Here is an 18,801-nt window from a genome sequence, read left to right as displayed (position 1 = left end):
TATGCTGAACGGCATGCGAGATCACCAGGCCGGGCAGCCGGAACTGCGCGGCGACTGCGAGCAGTGCTTCGGGCTGTGCTGCGTCGCCCTGCCCTTCGCCGCCTCGGCCGACTTCGCGGTCGACAAGGCCGCCGGCACGCCCTGCCGCAACCTCCGGGAGGACCACCGCTGCGGCATCCACGCCCGGCTCCGGCAGCAGGGATTCACCGGCTGCACGGTCTACGACTGCTTCGGCGCCGGGCAGCAGGTCTCGCAGATCACCTTCGGCGGACAGGACTGGCGGACCGGTCCGCCGGAGCGGGCCCGCCGCATGTTCGAGGTGTTCCCGGTGGTCCGGCAGCTGCACGAACTGCTGTGGTACCTGACCGAGGCGCTCACCCTGCCGGCGGCCCGTCCCGTCCACGCCGACCTGCGCAGGGCCCTGGAGAAGACCGAGGAACTGACCGGCGGGACACCCGAGGAGATCGCCGCCCTGGACGTGCCGGCACACCGCCAGGAGGTCAACGTCCTGCTGCTGAGGACGAGCGAGCTGGCCAGGGCCGGCTTCAAGGGCCGCAAGAAGGACCGCCGGGGCGCGGACCTCATGGGCGCCCGTCTCAAGGGCGCCGACCTGCGCGGTGCCTGCCTCCGCGGCGCCTATCTCATCGCCGCGGACCTCACCGGAGCGGACCTGCGGGGAGCCGACCTGATAGGTGCCGACCTGCGCGACGCGGACCTCACCGACGCCGACCTGACCGGGGCGTTCTTCCTCACCCAGCCGCAGCTGAACGCGGCCCGGGGAAGCGCCGGGACCCGGCTGCCCGGGTCAGTCACCCGCCCCGGGCACTGGACAGCGCAGGTCTGAGTCCGGCGCCCGCACCGCCGTGCGGCGCTCCGGGTGCAGCCGCAGGCCCTCCGGCATCAGCGTCAGCCGTTCCGTCACGCGCAGCCGGTAGGCCGGGTCGGCCCGCAGTTCGTAGCGCCGCAGCAGCAGCCCGAGCACCAGCGTGGCCTCGTGCAGCGCGAACTGCCGCCCGATGCACGCCCGCGCGCCCGTCCCGAACGGCTTGAACGTGTGCGGGGGCCGGGACCGTACGGCGCGGGCGTCGAAGCGGTCGGGGTCGAACCGCTCGGCGTCCGCTCCCCACACCTCGGGGTCCCGGTGCAGCATCGGGGTCAGCACCAGCGCCCAGGCGCCGCGCCGCATGGGATGCTCCCCGGCCAGCACCGTGTCCTGCCGGGCCTCCCGGGAGAACGCGGGCGCGGTGGGCCACAGCCGCAGCGACTCGTCCAGCACCCGGCGGACGTGGCGCAGCCGGGCCACCTGCTCGTAGGCGGGTTCCGCCGTGTCTCCCCACACCCGGTCCACCTCGGCGCGGGCCCGGGCGGCGATCTCCGGGTGGCGGGCGAGGTAGTGCAGGGCGAAGGAGAGCGCGCCGGAGGTCGTCTCGTGGCCGGCGACGAGGAACGTGATGACCTGGCGGCGGACGTTCTGCGGCGCCAGCCTTTCCCCGGTGTCGGGGTGGGCCGTCTCCAGCATGCGGTCGAGCAGATCGCCGTCACCGCCGCCGGTGGCGCGCCGGGCCCGCACCAGTTCGTCGACCGTCTCGTTGAGGTGGGCGATGTCGGCCGCGTTGCGGCGGCTCGCGCTCCGCAGCAGCAGGGGTGCCAGCGGGAAGGGCACGGTGTTGAGCCGCTGGGCGTAGGTCAGCGTGCCCACCATCGCGGTGACGAAGGGATGCGGCCGGGAGCGTTCGAACGAACCGAAGTCGTGCCCGAAGCCGGTGCGCGCGATCGTCTCCAGCGTCAGCTTGGTCATGTCGCCGGGCACGTCCACCGCCCGGCCCGTCGCCGCCGCCCGGTCCCAGTGCTCCGTCAGCCGCTGCGCGACCGACAGCATCATCGGGTGGTAACCGGCCATGGCGTCTCGGCTGAACCCCGGCGCGAGCACATCGTGGGCCAGCTGCCAGTTCGGCTCGTGGTTGTACGCCGTGAACAGGCCGTCCCCGGCGACCGGCCGCAGGTTGGCCACGCCGAGCCCCACGTGCTTGGCGAACCGCGACTCGTCCGCGAGGTCGGCCGCATGCCGGGCACCCCACACGAACACGAACTCCTTGCCGAACGCCTTCCGCCGGAACACCGGCCCCAGCTCACGGGCGTAGCGCAGCGAGTCCTGCAGGGGAGTGCGCCGGTTCACCCCCACCACGTCCCCGAGCAGCGGGATCCGGCGCGGCGGATGCGGGATGCGGTCCAGCTCCGGCCAGCCCAGCTCGGCACTCCGGAAACCCTTGGGCTCCCCGGTCCGTGTCGGCGCCTCCGTCATGACGCGATCTCCCTTGATCCGACGGTGGGTTCGCAGTGTTGTACGTGGGTTCAATAGCGCGGTTCAGTGTGGTCCCGTTGTTGAACCGACGTCAAGTAAAGTGCGGGCATGGCTGCGAACCAGGGCGGGCGCACGCGCCGCCGGCTCAGCACCGAGGAGCGCCGCGAGCAGCTCCTGTCGGTCGGTGCGCGGCTGTTCTCGGAGAGCCCCTACGACGACGTGTGGATCGAGCAGGTCGCCGAGATCGCCGGGGTGTCGCGCGGGCTGCTGTACCACTACTTCCCGACCAAGCGGGACTTCTTCGCGGCGGTCGTCGAGCGCGAGAGCGAGCGCATGCTGCGCATGACGGCGGCGGTGCCCGGCGTCCCGGTCCGCGAGCAACTCGGCGCAGGTCTGGAGACGTTCCTGGAGTACGTCCAGGCGCACGCGCACGGCTATCGCGCCTTCCACCGCGCCGACGCCGCCGGGGACCAGGCGGTGCGGCGCGTCTATCAGCGGGCCCTGGCCGCGCAGGAGCGGCAGATCCTCGCCGCGCTCGCCGCGGATCCCGAGTTCGGCCCCGCCGTCGAGGGGCGGCCGGAGGTCCGGCTGGCCGTGCGCGGCTGGCTGGCGTTCACCACGGCCGTGTGCCTGGAGTGGCTGCGCGGTACGGAGTTGGGCCGCGAGCAGGTGCGCGAGCTGTGCGCACGCGCCCTGCTGGGCGTTCTCACGCCCTGAAAGGTCCCGCAAAGGTCGTGTGACGCGGTTGGCGTGCACCCCGATCTTCGATAGGTTAGGTGAGGCTTACCTAAGGAGGTCTGGGATGGGTGACGACAGCCACAGCTGGACAGCGGCTCCCGCCGCCGCGGAGCGGGCGCGCTCGGTGCTCGCCGCCGCATGGTCCTGCTCCGTGACCGCGGAGGGCACACGGGAGGAACTGGTCGGCGCACACGGCGTGGACGAGGGCGGCCGGGTGTTCGTGGACGTTCCCGAGGACAGCGCCCTGCTCGCGGCCGCGATCTGCGCACCCCGCGGCGAGCCGTCCGCGGTACTGGAGTTCGCCGATGTCGCGCCCGTCCCGGTCCGCAACCGGATCCGCGCCCGGCTGTGGCTCGCGGGCTGGTTCGCCGTCGAGGGGGAGAGGCTCGCCTTCACGCCCACCCGTGTCGTGCTGCGGCAGCCGTCCGGCTCCGTGGTCGTCGACCTCGCCGAGTTCGCGGCCGCAGTGCCCGACCCGCTCACCACGGCCGAGGCCCGGCTGCTGACCCACCTCGCCGATTGCCACGCCGACGCCGTCGAACGCCTCACGCGGCTCGTCGACTCCGACAGCCTGCACGGCGCGGTGCGTGTCCAGCCGCTCGCCGTCGACCGGCACGGACTGACGCTGCGCATCGAACGGGTCCGCGCCCACGGCGACGTACGCCTCGCCTTCCACGCGCCCGCCGACGACGTCGCGCAGCTCACCGAGCGCATGCACGTCCTGCTCGGCCAGGCCACCGCCGCGTCCTGCCCACGGGCCCTACAGCGGCAGCGCACAGACGGCGACGGGTGAGGGGAACGACCCGCCCGCGCGCCGCAGTGCGCCGTTGCCCTCGTCCACATGGAAGACGGTGACGCTGGAGGACTTCTGGTTCGCTGCGAACAGCAGCGTGCCCTCCGGGGAGAACGCGATCTGCCGGGGGAAGTCGCCGCCCACCGGCACCGTGTCGAGCAGCCTGAGCCGGGCGCCGTCCGCCTCGACGGCGTAGCGCGTGAGGCTGTTGTGGCCGCGGTTGGCGAGATAGGCGAACCGGCCGTCGGCGGTCACCAGGATCTGCGCCGGGTAGTTCGTGCCCGAACCCGTGCCCGTCGACTGCGCCTCGCCGACGGTCAACCGGCCGGAGGCCTTGTCGTAGGAGCAGACCGCCACCGTGTTGTCGACCTCGTTGGCGAGGTACGCGTACCGGCCGCCCGGGTGGAACGTGAGATGGCGCGGTCCGGCGCCCGGCCGGGTGTGTGCCTGTGCGATCTCGGTGAGCGTGCCCGCCTTGTCGTCCAGCCGGTACGTGTAGACGGTGTCCGTCCCGAGGTCGACGGCGAGCACATGGCCCCCGTCCGGGCTCGTGACGACCTGGTGGGCGTGCGGGCCCTCCTGGCCCGGACCGGGCGGGGGAGTGGAGTGCCGGACGAGGGCGGTGCGTTCGCCGAGGGCGCCCGAGGCGTCGATGGGATGCACGGCGACGCTGCCCGTGCCGTAGTTCGCACTGAGCAGCCAGCGCCCGCCCGGGTGCACCGACAGATGGCAGGGGGCCGCGCCGCCGGTGCTGCGACTGCCCAGCACCTTCCGGTCGGACAGCCGGACGGCGGTCACGGCACCGTCCGCACGCTCGTCCACCGCGTACAGCGTGCCGCGGTCCGGGTGGACAGCGAGGTACGACGGGTCACCGACGCCGCCGATCGTGCCGGCACCGGTGATCTCACCCGTCGCCGCGTCGTACGTGGCCAGGCCGATGCCCTTGCCGCCGCCCTCGACGGACGTGTAGGTGCCGAGGTGGAGCGGACGGGGCCCGGAGGGGCGCCGGGCCTCGCGCGACGGGCTAGTACCCGCCTCGGGCGTTGCGGCCGGGGTCGACGGGGTCGCGGGCGCGTTGTCGCAGGACGACAGCGCCGCCGCCGCGGCCCCGCCCGTCAGTACGCCGACGAACCGGCGCCTGCTCCAGCCACCACTGTCCATGTCGCCCCTCAGGTCGTCACTCGTCCCCGTCGTGACTGCCACCTTGGCGTTTGCCGGCCTTCGAGTGCAACAAGCGGCAGCGGGTGTTGCGTGCGGCGCAACGCACCTGAGGGGGAGTTGGCCGACGCTTCCCGCCCTTGACGCGCCAGCGTCGCCCCCCGGGTCCCCGTCCTTGACGCGCCAGCGTCGCCCCCCGGTCCCCGTCCTTGACGCGCCAGCGTCGCCCCCCGGTCCCCGTCCTTGACGCGCCAGCGTCGGATCACCGGTATCTGTCCTGGGTGCTCCCGGCGGACCTCCGGTCTCTGTCCGGGGCGCTTCCGGCGGACCCCGGGTCTCCGTCCGGGGCGCTCCCGGCGGACCACCGGTCCCGTTCGCTGCGCTCCCGGCCGACTACCAGTCCCCGTCCGCGACCGGTCGGCCCGGGGCGTCCTTGAGCTGCTGTGTCTGCCCCGGCGTGGGGGGCTGCCAGGGCTCGTGGTCGTCGCCGAGCCAGTCGCCGACCGGCTTGACGGCCTGGAGCGTGTCCGTGGGGGCGAGGTCCTCCGCGTCCTGGTCGAAGTAGTCGAACCAGGGCAGGCCCGCCCGGGTGTAGGCGGCCCGGTCCACCGGCGACGGCGGTGCGGCCTCGCCGGTGATGCGGCGCCACTCCGGTGGCGTCAGCAGGTGCACGAAAACCCGTCCCGCAGGCTTCTTCGACCAGTCCGAGAGAGGCCGGTCGTCCTGGTAGACCTCCTGCCGCATGGAGCCGCCGACACCCAGGCCCATCGCGGCGGCCGCGCGCTGCGGGCTCGCCGGAGCGCCCGCAGCGGCGGGAGCCGGGATCGATCCGCGGGCGGACGGGGCAGGGGCCGCCCCGGGCGCCGGCGGGGCCGCCATGGGCATCGCGGCGCCGTAGCCGCCGGACGCGGCGGTGGGCAGGCCACCCGGCAGCCCCGCGCCGTAGCCACTCGGCGGCGCCATGAACCGCGTCCGCTCCGCCCGCTCCCGTTCCTCCGCTCGCCACCGCGCCAGTTCCCGGTCGTTCAACGCGAAGGACTGCAGCTGCACGCCGCCCCACACCTCCTCGCCCGTGACCTGACCCTCGACGGTGGCGCCCAGACCGAGCGGGACGGCCACGAACTGCCGGACCGTGCCCGTGCCGGAGTTGATGCCGTCCAGCCAGGGCTGGCGGGGGAGCACCACGTAGTTCTGCGGGCCGCGAGCCGGCCGGTCGCTCCAGGGCCGGCCCGATACCGCGCACACCTTGCCGACGCCGACCTGAAGCGCGGCCGGCTCGGAGGTGCCCGCGAAGCTCAGCCACATTGCCTCGCGCAGATACACCGGCAGCATCACACCGCCGCGCGCCCGCATCGCGTCGGGAACCCGGTCCGCGTAGTCCGCGACCCGCCGCACCGGGAACTCGCCCAGGCCCGGCGGCAGCGGATGGGTACCGGTCTCCGGCAGGCGCAGGGTGCGGATGAACCGCACCGCGACCCCGCCCGGCAGCCGCAGTGTGTTCCCGTCGATCCGCACGGTCGTGTCGGCCATCGGCCCGCTCCTCGCATCCGGTGCCGGCCCCCTGCCGGCGTTCCCCTCAGCGAGAACGCCCGTCGAACCCCGCGCGGTTCCGCCACATCTGCTCCGTGACGCCCAGCCGCTCCCGCAGCCGCGTCAGACGGGGCATCCGGGCGCGCTGCTCGCGCGAGACGCGGTCCAGTTCCTCGAACAGCCGCCGGGTGCGGTGCTCGGTGTCGAGCTCGTCGAGGATGCGGTTGACCTCCGTCAGGACGGCCCCCGGAAGCTGCCAGTACCCGGGGTTGCGCTCGGCCTCCTGGCGCAACAGCAGGTCCAGCTTGTCGCGGGTGCCCGCGGCGGTGCGCAGTTCCGCGGCGAGCCGCTCCTCCGCCGACTCGGCACTCGCGCTGAGATGGGTGGTGACCAGCACCGCGAAGCTCACCACGGCGTCGGCGATCTCGGACAGCAACTGCTCCAGAACGGCGCCCGTCTCGGCCTCGAACAGCGGCTTGGGCTCACGCTCCTTCGCGAGGTCGGTGAGGGACCGGGCGAGCACCCGCAGGACGACCGTGCAGATCTCCAGCGTGTCCAGACCGGTGCGCATCACCACCCGGTGCAGCACGCTGTCCTGCACGCGCGGGTTGAGCCGCAGACTGTCCTCGGCCTGCCGGAGGGCCGCGTCCACCTCGACGATGTCGTGGTCCAGCCGGCGCGCCTCGTGCAGCTGCTTCTCCGCGCGGTCCACGGGCGTGCCGGCCGCCGCCTCCTCGCCCATGCGCAGCATCAACTGCCGCAGGCGGCGCGCCAGGTCCTCGATGGACTCGCCCGCCTCCTCCACCCACACCGGCGGGGCCAGCAGAAGGTTGCAGGCGAGCCCGACGACCGCGCCGATCAACGTCTCCACCACCCGGGCCCAGGCGTAGTCCCCGACGCTGGTCACGCCGAGGACGAGCATCGCGCTGATCGCGACCTCGGGTACGTACTCCTCCACCCGGACCAGCCGTCCCACGGCCAGCGAGGCCACCAGGAGCAGCGCGAGGCTCCACCAGGTCAGGCCCACCAGCAGGCTGAACGCGATGGCGACGAGCACGCCCGTGACCACGGCGTTCACCCGCCGGAAGCCGTTGGTGATCGTGGCGTACAGCGTCACCTGGACGACCAGCAGTGCCGTCAGGGGAGCGGTGAGAGGGGCCGGCTCGGGGCTCAGCCGCAGCGCGATGACGTACGCGATCGTCGCCGCCGTCGCGGACCGCAGCGTCTGGACGACCACCGGATCACGGCGCTTCCTCACGATTCGCTCGGCGTGCGCCGTCCACTCACGTACCTCTCGCATCCTCGGGCTGTTCCCCTTCCCCGGCGCATCGAACGCATCCGTCGAACACATCCATGAAGGACGCTCATGAAGGACGTTAATGCCGGGGCAAACCAGGGGCGACCGAGGGGCTCAGGTGTACACCTTGTCGAGGAAGGCGGCCAGATGGCCCGTGGTCCGCGCGATCTGCTCCTCCAGGGTGAGGCTCTCGTCGAGCCGGGACCCCGCCTCCGGCGCCTTCTTCCCGCGTACGTACAGGGAGCAGGCGAGGTCGGTGCACATGTACGCGCCGACGGAGTTGCCCTCACGCCCGGCCGGCCCCGCCTTGCGCGCGGTCATCAGTGAGACCCCGCCCCTCGGGTGGGTCGTCAGGCACAGCGAACACATGCTGCGGTGCAGGAACCCGCGCTGCGCGGCCTGGAACCGCATCGCCAGCCCCACGAGCCGCCCGTCCCGCTCGGCCACCAGATAACTCCGGTCCGGCGCTCCCGGATCCCGCCACCCGAGGAAGTCGAGATCGTCCCAGGGCCGCCCGTCGAGATCCCTGGGCACGGCGAGGCGCTTGGCCTCGCCCTTCGAGCAGTTGACGAAGGAGGCGCGGATGTCCTGCTCGGTGAGCGGCTGCATGGGGGCTCCTGGGAGTCGTGTCCATAAACCTAGGGGTCCTAGGTTTTGGGGGCGAGGTCAGATTAGACAGTCGCGACGCGAGGGGCGACCGGATTTCCGTCAGGCCTCGGCGCCGGAGACCTCCGGCGGCCACACCCCGGGTCTCAGCACCCCCAGCGCATAGGCCCGGGCCACCAGTTCCGTGCGGTTGGACGCGCCCCAGCGGGACGACAGGCGGCGCAGGTGGTAGGTCACGCCGTCGGGGGTGAGACCGGTCTCCCGGGATGCTCGGGCCGTGGTGGCGCCGGCGGCCAGAAGCGTCAGGATGCGGGCCTCCGTCGGGGTGACCCGCGCCGGTTCGGCGGGTGCGGCGGGGGAGGGGGCGCGTTCGGGGTCCACCTGGAGCATCACCAGCAGGGCAGGGGGGTCCTCCGCCGTGTCGCTGACCGGATCGGCCGTCAGTTCGCCGGTGCGCTCCGCGCCGCCCGGGGCCCGCCAGCGCACCGACACCTGGTAGCGCGAGCGATGCCGCAGGCGCAGGGCCTCGGCGATGCGTTCCACCTGCGTCGCCTCCCGCGGGCTGAACAGGTCCAGCACGTCGCGGCCGCGCAACCGCCCCGGCGTCCTGCCGCACTCCGCCGCCATCGCCGGATTGGCCAGCAGTACCGCCCCGTACACGTCGCACACCGCGACCGGCATCGCGACCCGGTCGAAGAGGAGCAGGGCGCGGTTGCGCCACGTCACGGCCTCGTGCCGGGCCAGGTCCACGAGCCTCTCCTGCCACGCCGGGCCGCTCCCGCGCAAGAGCGGCGCATCTGCTCCTCCTACACAATCATGTAGGGCCGGGGCGCCGCCTCCCGGGCCCGGTGGATCACGCTGGAGCGCAGTACTTCCGTACCGCGAAAGGCAGTTGCCGCGTCATGCCCCCCACCGGACAGACCCCCCTGACCACCGACACCCTCCCCGGCGTCCCCGTCGCCGACATCTCCGCCACCGGACCCGGCGGTGCGCCCATCCAGCAGGTCATGGACCTGATGCGTGAGCACGGCCCCGTGCTCGTGCGGCGGCTGTACGGGCGGGACACCCTGTTCGTGGGCGAGCTGGACCTCGTGGCAGAACTCGCCGACGAGCAGCGGTTCGCCAAGCACATCGGGCCCGGTCTGGGCAACGTCCGCGAGTTCGCCGCCGACGGCCTGTTCACCGCGTACAACGACGAGCCCAACTGGGCCAAGGCGCACGACATCCTCATGCCCGCCTTCGCACTCGGCTCGATGCGCACCTACCACCCCGTGATGCTTCAGGTGGCGCGCCGGCTCATCGCGTCCTGGGACCGCGACGCCCGCGCCGGGCAGCCGGTGAACGTGCCCGACGACATGACCCGCATGACGCTCGACACCATCGGACTCGCCGGCTTCGGCTACGACTTCGGTTCCTTCGAACGGGCCGAACCGCACCCCTTCGTCCAGTCGATGGTCCGCTGCCTGGAGTGGAGCATGACCCGTCTGGCACGCGTCCCCGGCCAGGACTACACGGAGCAGGACGCGGCCTTCCGGGAGGACTCCGCCTACCTCGCACGGGTCGTCGACGACGTCATCGCCTCGCGCACCGGCACCGACCAGAGCGACTCCGAGGACCTCCTCGGCCTGATGCTCACCGCCCGGCACCCCGCCGACGGCGCCACGCTCGACACAGCCAACATCCGCAACCAGGTCATCACGTTCCTGATCGCCGGCCACGAGACCACCTCCGGCGCGATGTCCTTCGCGCTGTACTACCTGGCCAAGCACCCCGCCGCGCTCCAGCTGGTGCAGCGCGAGGTCGACGCGCTGTGGGGCGACCGGGCCGACGTCGAGCCGACGTTCGACGAGGTCGGCCGGCTGGCCTACACCCGCCAGGTCCTCAACGAGGCGCTCCGGCTGTGGCCCACGGCCGCCGTGTTCTCCCGGGAGGCCCGCGAGGACACCCTGCTCGGCGGCCGCATCCCGCTGCGCGCGGGGCAGGGCGTCCTGGTCCTCACGCCGATGCTGCACCGGCAGCCCGTGTGGGGCGACAACCCCGAGCTGTTCGACCCCGCCCGCTTCACGGCCGAGGCGGAGGCAGAACGGCCGGTGCACGCCTTCAAGCCGTTCGGCACCGGCGAGCGCGCCTGTATCGGACGGCAGTTCGCGCTGCACGAGGCGACCATGCTGCTGGCCATGCTCGTCCACCGCTACCGGCTGAGCGACCACGCCGACTACCGGCTCGACGTCAAGGAGACCCTCACCCTCAAGCCCGAGGGCTTCACCCTCACGCTGACGCCGCGCACCTGCGCCGACCGCGTCCACAGTCCGCTGCCCGGAGCCGCCCCGGCCCAGGACACCGCCGTGACCGAGCCGCAGGATCTGCCGGCCCGCGTCCGCCCCGGCACCGCCGCCCTCTTCCTACACGGCAGCAACTACGGCACCTGCCGTGACTTCGCGGCCCAGCTCGCCGACGAGGCCACCGCCATCGGCTGCGAGACCCTGGTGGCACCCCTGGACGCCCACGCGGGCGGCCTGCCCACCGACCGGCCCGTCATCATCACCGCCGCCTCCTACAACGGCCGCCCCACCGACGACGCCACCGCCTTCGCCGCCCGCCTCGAGGAGACCCACGACCTGTCGGGCGTGACCTACGCCGTCCTCGGCGTCGGCGACCGCAACTGGGCCGCCACCTACCAGCACGTCCCCACCCGCATCGACGAGCGGCTCGCCGAGTCCGGCGCCGCCCGGCTGGTGGACCGCGCAGCCGCCGACGCCTCCGGCGACCTCACCGGCACCGTCCGCGCCTTCACCGCGTCCCTGCGCACCGCCCTCCTGGAGCGTTACGGCGACCCGGACGCCACGACCCCGGACCCCGAGCCCCGGAGTGCCTACGAGGTCCGCGCCCTGACCGGCGGGCCGCTGGACGCGCTCGCCGAACGGCACGGCCTCGTCCCCATGCGCGTCATCGAGGCGCGCGACCTCACCGCCCCCGGCTACGCCCGGCGCAAGCGGTTCCTCCGCGTCGCCCTGCCGGACGGGGTCACCTACCGCACGGCCGACCACCTCACCGTGCTGCCCGCCAACGCCCCCGGCCTCGTCACCCGTGCCGCCGCCGCGCTCGGCGCCGACCTCGACACCGTCCTGGACATCCGGGCCACCCGCCCGCGCCGCGACGGCATCGCCGTGGACCGCCCCGTGACGGTACGGCAGCTCCTCACTCACCACGTGGAGCTGCAGGAGCGCCCGAGCGCCGGGCAGCTGGCCGCGCTCGCCGCCGCCAACCCGTGCCCGCCGGAGCGCATGGCCCTGGCCGCCCTCACCGACGACCCGCGCACCCTCGTGGAGATCCTGGAGGACCACCCGGCCCTGCGCGGCGCCCTGGACTGGCCCCGGCTCCTCGACCTCCTCACCCCGCTGCGCCCGCGCCACTACTCCATCTCCTCCTCGCCGGCCGTCGACCCCGGCCACGTCGACCTGATGGTGTCGCTGCTTCAGGCACCCGCCCGCTCCGGCAGGGGCGTCTACCGGGGGACCGGCTCCGGCCACCTCACCACCGTCGAGCCCGGCGACACGGTGTACGCGCGCGTGCAGCCCTGCCGGGAGGCCTTCCGGATCGACGTCACCGGCGACTCGGCGCCGGTCGTCATGGTCGCGGCGGGCACCGGTCTCGCCCCGTTCCGCGGCACCATCGCGGACCGTACGGCCGCCCTCACGACCGGCACCGAACTCGCACCGGCCCTCTGCTACTTCGGCTGCGACGCCCCCGACGCGGACTTCCTGCACGCCGAGGAACTGCGCGCCGCCGAGACCGCCGGCGCCGTCTCCCTGCGCCCCGCCTTCAGCGAGGCGCCCGAGGGCGAGGTGCGGTTCGTGCAGCACCGGATCGCCGCCGAGGCCGAGGAGGTCTGGGGCCTGCTGGACTCCGGAGCGCGGGTGTACGTCTGCGGTGAAGGTTCCCGGATGGCCCCCGGGGTGCGGGAGGCGTTCCGTACCCTGTTCCGGAAGCACACGCCGGGCGCCGACGAGACGGCCGCCGAGCAGTGGCTCGACGGACTGATCGCGCAAGGGCGTTACGTCGAGGACGTGTACGCGGCCGGCTGACCGATGCGGCAGGGGAGGGGTGGGCACACGGTGGTGGACTCCTGGGAACGGGCCCGGCACATCCTGGAGGGGGCGGGCCTGGACCCCCGCCGCCTCGCCCACCTCGTCCCGCTGACGGGCGGCACGTACAACACCGTCGAGGAACTCCGCCTCACCGACGGCGGCCGCTACGTGCTGAAGATCCCGCCGGCCGCCGCCGTCCCCGGTCTGCGGCACGAGAAGCGGCTGCTCGTCTCGGAGGCCGAGTTCTACCGCTCGGCCTCCCGGGCAGGGGTCCCCGCGCCGCGGACGGTGTCGGCGGGGGACGACTTCCTGCTCATGACGGCCCTGCCGGGCGACCCGTGGGACGGCACGCTCACCGACCCGGAACAGACCGCTCTGCGCACGGAACTGGGACGCCAGGTGGCCCGCCTGCACGGTGTGACCGGCCCCGGTCACGGCTACCCCTCCGGCGCCCTCGGCCCGCTCGCCCCCGACTGGCGGACGGCGTTCACGGCGATGTTCGACGCCGTCCTCGACGACGCCCGGCGCTACGGGGCCCGGCTGCCCCGCCCCGTCGACTCCGTGGCCCGTACCGCCGCGTCCGCGTACGGCGCCCTCGACGAGGTGACCCGGCCCTGCCTCGTCCACTTCGACCTGTGGCGGGGCAACATCCTCGTCGACCGCGTGGACGGACGGGCCCGCATCGGCGGCCTCATCGACGGGGAGCGCATGTTCTGGGGCGACCCCCTGGCCGACTTCGTCTCCCTGGCGCTGCTCGGGGACATCAGGAGGGACGAGGACTTCCTGGCCGGCTACCGGGAGGCCGGCGGCCGGGCCCGCTTCGACGCCCCGGCCCGTCTGAGACTGGCCCTGTACCGGGCCTACTTGTACCTGATCATGCTCACCGAGACGATTCCCCGCGAGGCCGGCGAGGAGCAGCGGCGCTGGGTGCGGGAGACGGTCGCCCCCGAACTCGTCGCCGCCCTGGACGAGATCGAGGAGACGTCCTGAGCCCACCGACCGGACGCGGTTATCTCACACCGTGAAATAAGGGGTGGAGGAATGTCGCCCCGGGCCCCTCCTCGACGGTATGTTGCAGGTCGGACAGGGGACGCGAAGGGGGAGCCACATGGCTGCGCGGAACGGGCGCACGGTACGCGATCTCAGGCGGGCCAACCGCACGGCCGTGCTGCAGAGGCTCTACTTCGACGGCCCGCTCAGCCGCTTCGAACTCGGCCCGGCGACCGGCCTGAGCTCCGGTTCCGTCAGCAACGTCGTCGCCGACCTGGTCGCCGACGGGCTGGTCGAGGAGGCCGGCAGCGTCGACTCCGACGGCGGCCGCCCCCGCACCCTGCTGCGCGTCGCGCCCGGCAGCGGCCACATGATCGGCGTCGACGTCGGCGAGACCCGGGTCCGGGTCGAACTCTTCGACCTCACCCTCACCGAACTCGCTCGCACCGAGCACCAGCCGTCGCCACAGCGCTACGAGGTCGAGGCCGTCGTCGGCCACATCCGCCGGGGCATCGCCGAGGTGCTGGACACCGCCGGCCTCGCGCCCGAGCGGCTCCTCGGCGTCGGCATCGGCGTGCCCGGCATCGTCGAGCGCACCGCGGACCGTGGCGCGCTCGTGCACGGGCAGACCATCGGCTGGGACGCCGTCCCGCTGGAGGCCCTGCTCCGCGCCGGTTCCCCGCTGCCGGACACCGTCCCGTACTTCATCGACAACGGCGCCAAGACGCTGGGCCAGGCCGAGATGTGGTTCGGCGCCGGACGCGGCGCCCACAACGCCGTCGTGGTGCTGTTCGGCTCCGGCGTCGGCGCGAGCCTCGTCACCCCGGACGTGGAACAGGGCCGCGCGGTCGAATGGGGGCATCTGACCGTACGGGTCCGGGGCCGCCGCTGCCGGTGCGGGGCGCTCGGCTGCCTGGAGGCGTATGCGGGGGCCGAGTCGCTGCTGGCCCGCTGGCGGGAGGAAGGCGGCCGGTTCCCGGACGGCGCCGACGAGGAGACCGCTCTCACGGCGATGCTCGCCGCGGCCTACCCGCCCGCGGGCGGTGCGGCCGACCCCGTCGCGCTGGCCGTCCTGGAAGAGACCGCCGAATACCTCGGGGCGGGGTTGTCCGATCTGATCAACCTCTTCCAGCCCGAGCGCGTCCTCATCGGCGGCTGGGCGGGCCTGGCGCTCGGCTCGCGCTTCCTGCCCGCCGTACGCCGTCACGCCATGTCGTACGCGCTGCGTCACCCGGCCGGGAAGGTGACCGTCGACCTTGGCCGGCTCGGGCCCGACGCGGTCACCGTCGGCGCCGCGATCCTGCCGCTCGCCGACTTCTTCGCCCGCGGCGGACGGCGCCCCGACCCGGCACCGGAGTATCGGCTCCCCGCCTGGCGCACGGCACTTCGGGAGCGGACCCCGCACTGAGGTTTCGCCGATCACCGCGGAGGTACTCGCGTGGCGCCCGGACCACAGAAGGGAGCACGCCGTGACCGACCACCGCCTCGAAGGACCCGGCGAGAACGGTGAGCCCATCCCGCGGGACATGCCGGACCAGCAGGCCGACGACGGCGAGGACCCGTGGGAGGTCGCCCCGCGCTTCACGGGCACCGGCGAGGGCGAGAAAGCGGAGCGTCGGAGCGACGACGAGACCGACGAGCCCACCGGTGACGTCCCCGACACGGACGAAGCGGGGACGGGCCGGCAGGGAGCACCGCACTCGGGAACGGTTCACCCCGAGCATCCGGTGCCGGACGAGCCCTCCGCCTGAGGAGGGCATCCCACCGAGGGCCGCAGCCGGCTGTGGGGGTCGGCTGCGGCCCTCGTGCATGTCTTGCCCGGGCACGTCCAGGGCCGCTCGCCAGGTCGTGCAGAGGCCGCGATGCCCCGCGCGATGTCCAGGGCCGCTCACCCGGTCGTACACGGCCCGCCCGGGGCTCGCCGGGGTCAGCCCACCTTGTGTCCCCGCAGCGGCGGGCTCGCCGGGGTCAGCTCGCGTCCCCGCAGCGGCGGGCTCGCCGGGGTCAGCTCGCGTCCCCGCAGCGGCGGGCTCGCCGGGGTCAGCCCACCTTGCGTCCCCGCAGCGGCTCCGTCGGCGCCCCCGCCCCCTGCTGGAGGCCCAGCAGGAACTCCTCCAGCACCTCGGGAGCCGTGTGCTCCGGCCGCCAGCCGAGCTCGGTACGCGCACGGCTGCAGTCCATGAGCGGCAGCCGCAGCACCGCGTCGAACAGGTGCGGGGAGGCGGGCAGCAGATGCAGGCCCCAGGCGGCGGCGATCGCCGACCGGGCCGCGCTGCGCGGCAGCCGCACCGGACGTGCGTCGAACATCTCGCCCAGCAGCCGCGCGTCGACGGGCGGGTCGGCCGCCAGGTTGAAGGCGCCCCGGACGTCGGAGCGCAGCGCCAGCCGGTACGCGTTCGCCGCGTCCTCGGTGTGCAGCGCCTGCATCCGCAGCCCCGGGATGTCCGGCAGGAACGGCAGCAGCTCCGGGCGGGCCAGCGGGCCGGGCAGGAACCGGCCACCGAAGATGCGGCGCTGCTCGCTCGCGGACTCCCGCTGGAAGAGGAAGGCGGGCCGCATCCGCACCACCCGCGTCCCGGGACGGTCCCGCTCGAAGGTGTCCAGCGCCCGCTCCAGATAGGCCTTCTCCCTGCAGTACGCGGCGTCCGGCCAGCCGTGCGTCGGCCACGACTCGTCCACCGCCTCGTCCTTGGGGCCGGGCGAGTACGCGCCGACCGACGAGGCGTGCACCAGAACCGGCACGCCCGCCTCGGCCACCGCCTCGAAGACCCGCATGCTGCCGAGCACGTTCGTGCGCCAGGTCGCAGCCGGATCGTGCGTCGGCTGGAACGCCCAGGCCAGATGGACCACCGCGTCGGCGTCCGAGAACCGCTCCATCAGATCGGACCGCTCCGAGGCCAGATCGACGGCGGCCCAGTCCGTCTTGGGCGGCGACCAGTCGGGGATCCGCCGGGCCAGACCCAGCACCGAGGCGACCTCCGGGTCCTTGGACAGCAAGCGCACCACGCTCGTGCCGACGTTGCCGGTGGCGCCCGTGACGACGACCCTCATGCCCGTTCCACTGCTCACTTCGTGCTCCTCTCGGCCGCCTGGTTCCACGAGAGGTGACCGAGTACCCGGTACACAGGTCTTGCATGTGGGAAGAGGAAAGCCCCGGCCGGACGGGGGAATCACGGCCGGGGCGGCTCAGGGGCCCGGAGCACTGTCCGGACTCACGCCTTGTTCAACGGACAACCACCCGCGAGTGTTCCGCGCCCGGAACCCCTGCCCGGTGAGACGGGTCACTCCTCCTCGTCGTCCGGGAGGGTCTCGGCCCAGAGGTTCTCCGCCTGGAGCAGCAGCGTGCCCAGAACCGCCGTGTGGGCGGCCCCCTCCCCGGCGTGCCGGCGCAGCTTCTCCTGCAACTCCTCCTGCAGTTCCCGCATGGCCTTCTGGGTCTCCTCGTCCGGCCGGGCGGTCGTGCCGCCGTCGAGCAGGCTGTCGGCCTCGGTGCACAGGGCGTCCCCGACCAGCTCCAGCAGACGCGCGTACGAGCGCAGGGCCGGGCCCTCCGGCGGGGCGGGAGTCCGTTTGTCGTCCACGGACACCGCGAGGGCCCGAGTGAGCGTGGCGACGTGACCGGTGACCCGGCCGAGCCGCTCGTCCTCGTCCACCGCCGGCAGCGCACCGTCGTGCGGTACGCGGTGCAGGGCCCGCAGTGGGGCGTAGGTCAGGCGCAGGCTCTCCTGGCTCCACCGGCGCGCCGAGCGCAGCGCCTTCAGGCGGTGGTCCAGCCGGTTCGAGGCACTGACCCAGCCGGCGGCGGTGTGGCCGTCCCACTCACCCTCGCGCAGATCGCGGGCGACGGTGTGCAGCACCTCTCCCGTCTCCCGGGCGAGTGCCGCCAGGTTCTCCCGTACGTCCCGCAAGTGGATCGGGGGCAGGACGAGCGCGTTGACGGCGACGCCGATGACGGCGCCGATCGCGGCCTGCTCCACCCGGTGCCCGACGGCCGACAGGCTCACCATGCCCGAGGAGATGGTGAACAGGGCCGTGGTCGCCGCGTAGATGCCCTGGTCGCCGAAGCGGGGCCAGTTCGCGAGCAGCATCAGCACCGGCACCGACAGGGCGAGCGCGCCGGTCGTGTCGTCCGTGACCGCCTGGGCCCCCGAGGCCACCAGCGTGCCGACGCAGATCGCCCCGAACTGCCGCGCCCCCTGCACCACGGAGCTGAAGACGGTGGCCTGCACGAGCACCAGCGCCACCCAGGGCGCCATCAGCGCCAGCGGATCGCCCATCCAGACGCCACCCACCAGCCAGGCGAGCACGGCCGCCCCGGCCGCCTTCAGCGACTGGACCACCAGATCCCGCTCCCGCCCGGGCCGTCGCCAGGCCGCCCGCACGGCCTCCCACGCCGACTGCGACTCCCGCCGCACGGCATCCACCGGACGCACGGATCGCGTTCTCTGCTGCAGGTTCCCGATCCGCCCCTGAGCCGTCGTGGGTGCTCCCTGGGGCCCCGCGTCCGAGGCCGCCCCCCGGTCTCCGTCCATGTCCCTCCGCCCGCGGCGGGCTCCCGCCTTCCGCCGTATCTCACTCGTCTCACGCGTCATGCGCTGTGGGTATCCGTCTGACCGGCGGTTTCACTTCCACTCATGCCAGCGGGCTGTCGCCGAGGGCGGCCAGCAGGTGCGCGGGGTCGGCGTAGACCGCGTCCGCGCCGGCCTCCGCGAGGTCGGCGCGCGGGATGCCGCCGCACAGGACGCCCACGCAGCGCACCCCGGCCCTGCTGCCCGCCCGCATGTCCCACACGGTGTCGCCGACGAACACCGCCCGCTCCGCCGGCACCCCGGCCAGCTCCAGGGCGTGCTCGACCGGCTCGGGGGCGGGTTTGCCCTCGTCGACGTCGTCGGCGCTCGCCGTGGCGGCGATGGCCTCGTCCGCGTCGATCGCCCGGCGCAGCGCACCGAGCTCCGCGCCGCTCGCCGAGGTGGCCAGCACCACCGTCCAGCCGTCCCGGTGCAGCCGCCGCAGCAGCGCCCCGGCCTCCGGCAGCGCGGGCAGCCGGTCGAAATACTGCCCGTACAGCGCCTTGTGACCGGCGCTGATGTCGGCGTCCTGGTCCGGGTCCCGGTCGTCGCCCAGCAGATGGGCGACCAGGTCGGTCGACGGCAGGCCCACGGCCCGGTGGACGGCGTGCATCGGCACCTGGTGGCCCGCCTGGCGGAACGCCTCCCACCAGCTCACGACATGCAGATGGTTGGTGTCGACCAGCGTGCCGTCGACGTCGAACACGGCCGCCCGTCCCGCGCTTCTCATA

The 18,801-nt window shown here is 73.7% G+C and carries 16 protein-coding genes; 7 read left to right on the top strand and 9 right to left on the bottom strand.

Translation table 11 applies throughout. The features are described 5' to 3' along the window. The first annotated feature begins 1 nt into the window (after window position 1). Entirely contained in the window at window positions 2-844 is an 843-nt protein-coding gene (locus tag ACZ7EG_RS33800) for a pentapeptide repeat-containing protein (RefSeq protein WP_471087810.1), read from the top strand. Here ACZ7EG_RS33800 and ACZ7EG_RS33795 read toward each other — a convergent pair. Beyond that, window positions 806-2,302 carry a cytochrome P450 gene (locus tag ACZ7EG_RS33795; RefSeq protein WP_471087500.1) on the bottom strand — a complete coding sequence of 499 codons (1,497 nt, stop codon included), beginning with the start codon at window positions 2,300-2,302 and terminating at the stop codon, window positions 806-808. The two genes, ACZ7EG_RS33800 and ACZ7EG_RS33795, sit on opposite strands and share 39 nt — an antisense overlap. Window positions 2,303-2,410: 108 nt before the next feature. Between ACZ7EG_RS33795 and ACZ7EG_RS33790 the strand changes: the two genes are divergently transcribed. Beyond that, a complete protein-coding gene (locus ACZ7EG_RS33790) occupies window positions 2,411-3,019 on the top strand; it encodes a TetR/AcrR family transcriptional regulator (protein WP_344455602.1) in 609 nt (202 codons plus the stop codon). Between the two features lie 85 nt (window positions 3,020-3,104). Next, window positions 3,105-3,833: a DUF2470 domain-containing protein gene (locus tag ACZ7EG_RS33785; protein WP_471087498.1), complete on the top strand. Its 729-nt coding sequence runs from the start codon at window positions 3,105-3,107 to the stop codon at window positions 3,831-3,833. Here ACZ7EG_RS33785 and ACZ7EG_RS33780 read toward each other — a convergent pair. The 5 genes from ACZ7EG_RS33780 to ACZ7EG_RS33760 form a co-directional block, all read right to left on the bottom strand. After that, window positions 3,801-4,994 (bottom strand): lactonase family protein, encoded by a 1,194-nt coding sequence (locus tag ACZ7EG_RS33780; protein ID WP_471087495.1) that lies wholly within the window; start codon window positions 4,992-4,994, stop codon window positions 3,801-3,803. The genes ACZ7EG_RS33785 and ACZ7EG_RS33780 overlap by 33 nt on opposite strands. A 390-nt stretch (window positions 4,995-5,384) precedes the next feature. Next, window positions 5,385-6,521, bottom strand: a complete 1,137-nt coding sequence (locus ACZ7EG_RS33775) for a hypothetical protein (RefSeq protein WP_471087492.1) — start codon at window positions 6,519-6,521, stop codon at window positions 5,385-5,387. Window positions 6,522-6,567: 46 nt separating this feature from the next. Continuing rightward, on the bottom strand, window positions 6,568-7,821 hold the full coding sequence (locus tag ACZ7EG_RS33770) for an FUSC family protein (RefSeq protein WP_471087489.1): 1,254 nt from the start codon (window positions 7,819-7,821) through the stop codon (window positions 6,568-6,570). A 111-nt stretch (window positions 7,822-7,932) separates the two neighbouring features. Further along, window positions 7,933-8,427 carry an FBP domain-containing protein gene (locus ACZ7EG_RS33765; protein ID WP_471087486.1) on the bottom strand — a complete coding sequence of 165 codons (495 nt, stop codon included), beginning with the start codon at window positions 8,425-8,427 and terminating at the stop codon, window positions 7,933-7,935. A gap of 99 nt (window positions 8,428-8,526) precedes the next feature. Further along, entirely contained in the window at window positions 8,527-9,174 is a 648-nt protein-coding gene (locus ACZ7EG_RS33760; RefSeq protein WP_471087483.1) for a helix-turn-helix transcriptional regulator, read from the bottom strand. A 152-nt stretch (window positions 9,175-9,326) separates the two neighbouring features. Between ACZ7EG_RS33760 and ACZ7EG_RS33755 the strand changes: the two genes are divergently transcribed. From ACZ7EG_RS33755 to ACZ7EG_RS33740, 4 genes are all read left to right on the top strand, one after another. Then, on the top strand, window positions 9,327-12,509 hold the full coding sequence (locus ACZ7EG_RS33755) for a cytochrome P450 (RefSeq protein WP_471087480.1): 3,183 nt from the start codon (window positions 9,327-9,329) through the stop codon (window positions 12,507-12,509). A 30-nt stretch (window positions 12,510-12,539) separates the two neighbouring features. Beyond that, window positions 12,540-13,502 carry a phosphotransferase family protein gene (locus ACZ7EG_RS33750; protein ID WP_471087477.1) on the top strand — a complete coding sequence of 321 codons (963 nt, stop codon included), beginning with the start codon at window positions 12,540-12,542 and terminating at the stop codon, window positions 13,500-13,502. A 118-nt stretch (window positions 13,503-13,620) separates the two neighbouring features. Continuing rightward, entirely contained in the window at window positions 13,621-14,910 is a 1,290-nt protein-coding gene (locus tag ACZ7EG_RS33745) for an ROK family protein (protein WP_471087474.1), read from the top strand. A 61-nt stretch (window positions 14,911-14,971) separates the two neighbouring features. Then, window positions 14,972-15,253 (top strand): hypothetical protein, encoded by a 282-nt coding sequence (locus ACZ7EG_RS33740; RefSeq protein WP_471087471.1) that lies wholly within the window; start codon window positions 14,972-14,974, stop codon window positions 15,251-15,253. A 289-nt stretch (window positions 15,254-15,542) separates the two neighbouring features. On the opposite strand, the gene ACZ7EG_RS33735 is transcribed toward ACZ7EG_RS33740, so the two are convergent. The 3 genes from ACZ7EG_RS33735 to ACZ7EG_RS33725 form a co-directional block, all read right to left on the bottom strand. Then, entirely contained in the window at window positions 15,543-16,571 is a 1,029-nt protein-coding gene (locus ACZ7EG_RS33735) for an SDR family oxidoreductase (RefSeq protein WP_471087468.1), read from the bottom strand. Window positions 16,572-16,783: 212 nt separating this feature from the next. After that, window positions 16,784-17,926, bottom strand: coding sequence for an FUSC family protein (locus ACZ7EG_RS33730; RefSeq protein ID WP_471087808.1), 1,143 nt, complete (start codon window positions 17,924-17,926; stop codon window positions 16,784-16,786). A 208-nt stretch (window positions 17,927-18,134) separates the two neighbouring features. Beyond that, the gene (locus ACZ7EG_RS33725; RefSeq protein ID WP_471087465.1) at window positions 18,135-18,800 is read right to left on the bottom strand and encodes an HAD family hydrolase; all 666 of its coding nucleotides are present in this window, start codon (window positions 18,798-18,800) and stop codon (window positions 18,135-18,137) included. Window position 18,801 lies beyond the last annotated feature (1 nt).

Source organism: Streptomyces sp. NPDC037100 (assembly GCF_055606225.1).
The sequence above is the reverse complement of the archived record's forward strand: the minus strand, read 5'-3'. Positions and strand labels throughout refer to the sequence as shown.

What these genes read in the sequence shown, in the direction of transcription:
- ACZ7EG_RS33765 (WP_471087486.1), bottom strand. Translation starts at nt 8,427, where the DNA reads ATGCAGCCGCTCACCGAGCAGGACATCCGCGCCTCCTTCGTCAACTGC.
- ACZ7EG_RS33790 (WP_344455602.1), top strand. Translation starts at nt 2,411, where the DNA reads ATGGCTGCGAACCAGGGCGGGCGCACGCGCCGCCGGCTCAGCACCGAG.
- ACZ7EG_RS33800 (WP_471087810.1), top strand. Translation starts at nt 2, where the DNA reads ATGCTGAACGGCATGCGAGATCACCAGGCCGGGCAGCCGGAACTGCGC.
- ACZ7EG_RS33795 (WP_471087500.1), bottom strand. Translation starts at nt 2,302, where the DNA reads ATGACGGAGGCGCCGACACGGACCGGGGAGCCCAAGGGTTTCCGGAGT.
- ACZ7EG_RS33775 (WP_471087492.1), bottom strand. Translation starts at nt 6,521, where the DNA reads ATGGCCGACACGACCGTGCGGATCGACGGGAACACACTGCGGCTGCCG.
- ACZ7EG_RS33770 (WP_471087489.1), bottom strand. Translation starts at nt 7,821, where the DNA reads ATGCGAGAGGTACGTGAGTGGACGGCGCACGCCGAGCGAATCGTGAGG.
- ACZ7EG_RS33745 (WP_471087474.1), top strand. Translation starts at nt 13,621, where the DNA reads ATGGCTGCGCGGAACGGGCGCACGGTACGCGATCTCAGGCGGGCCAAC.
- ACZ7EG_RS33785 (WP_471087498.1), top strand. Translation starts at nt 3,105, where the DNA reads ATGGGTGACGACAGCCACAGCTGGACAGCGGCTCCCGCCGCCGCGGAG.
- ACZ7EG_RS33780 (WP_471087495.1), bottom strand. Translation starts at nt 4,994, where the DNA reads ATGGACAGTGGTGGCTGGAGCAGGCGCCGGTTCGTCGGCGTACTGACG.
- ACZ7EG_RS33755 (WP_471087480.1), top strand. Translation starts at nt 9,327, where the DNA reads ATGCCCCCCACCGGACAGACCCCCCTGACCACCGACACCCTCCCCGGC.
- ACZ7EG_RS33725 (WP_471087465.1), bottom strand. Translation starts at nt 18,800, where the DNA reads ATGAGAAGCGCGGGACGGGCGGCCGTGTTCGACGTCGACGGCACGCTG.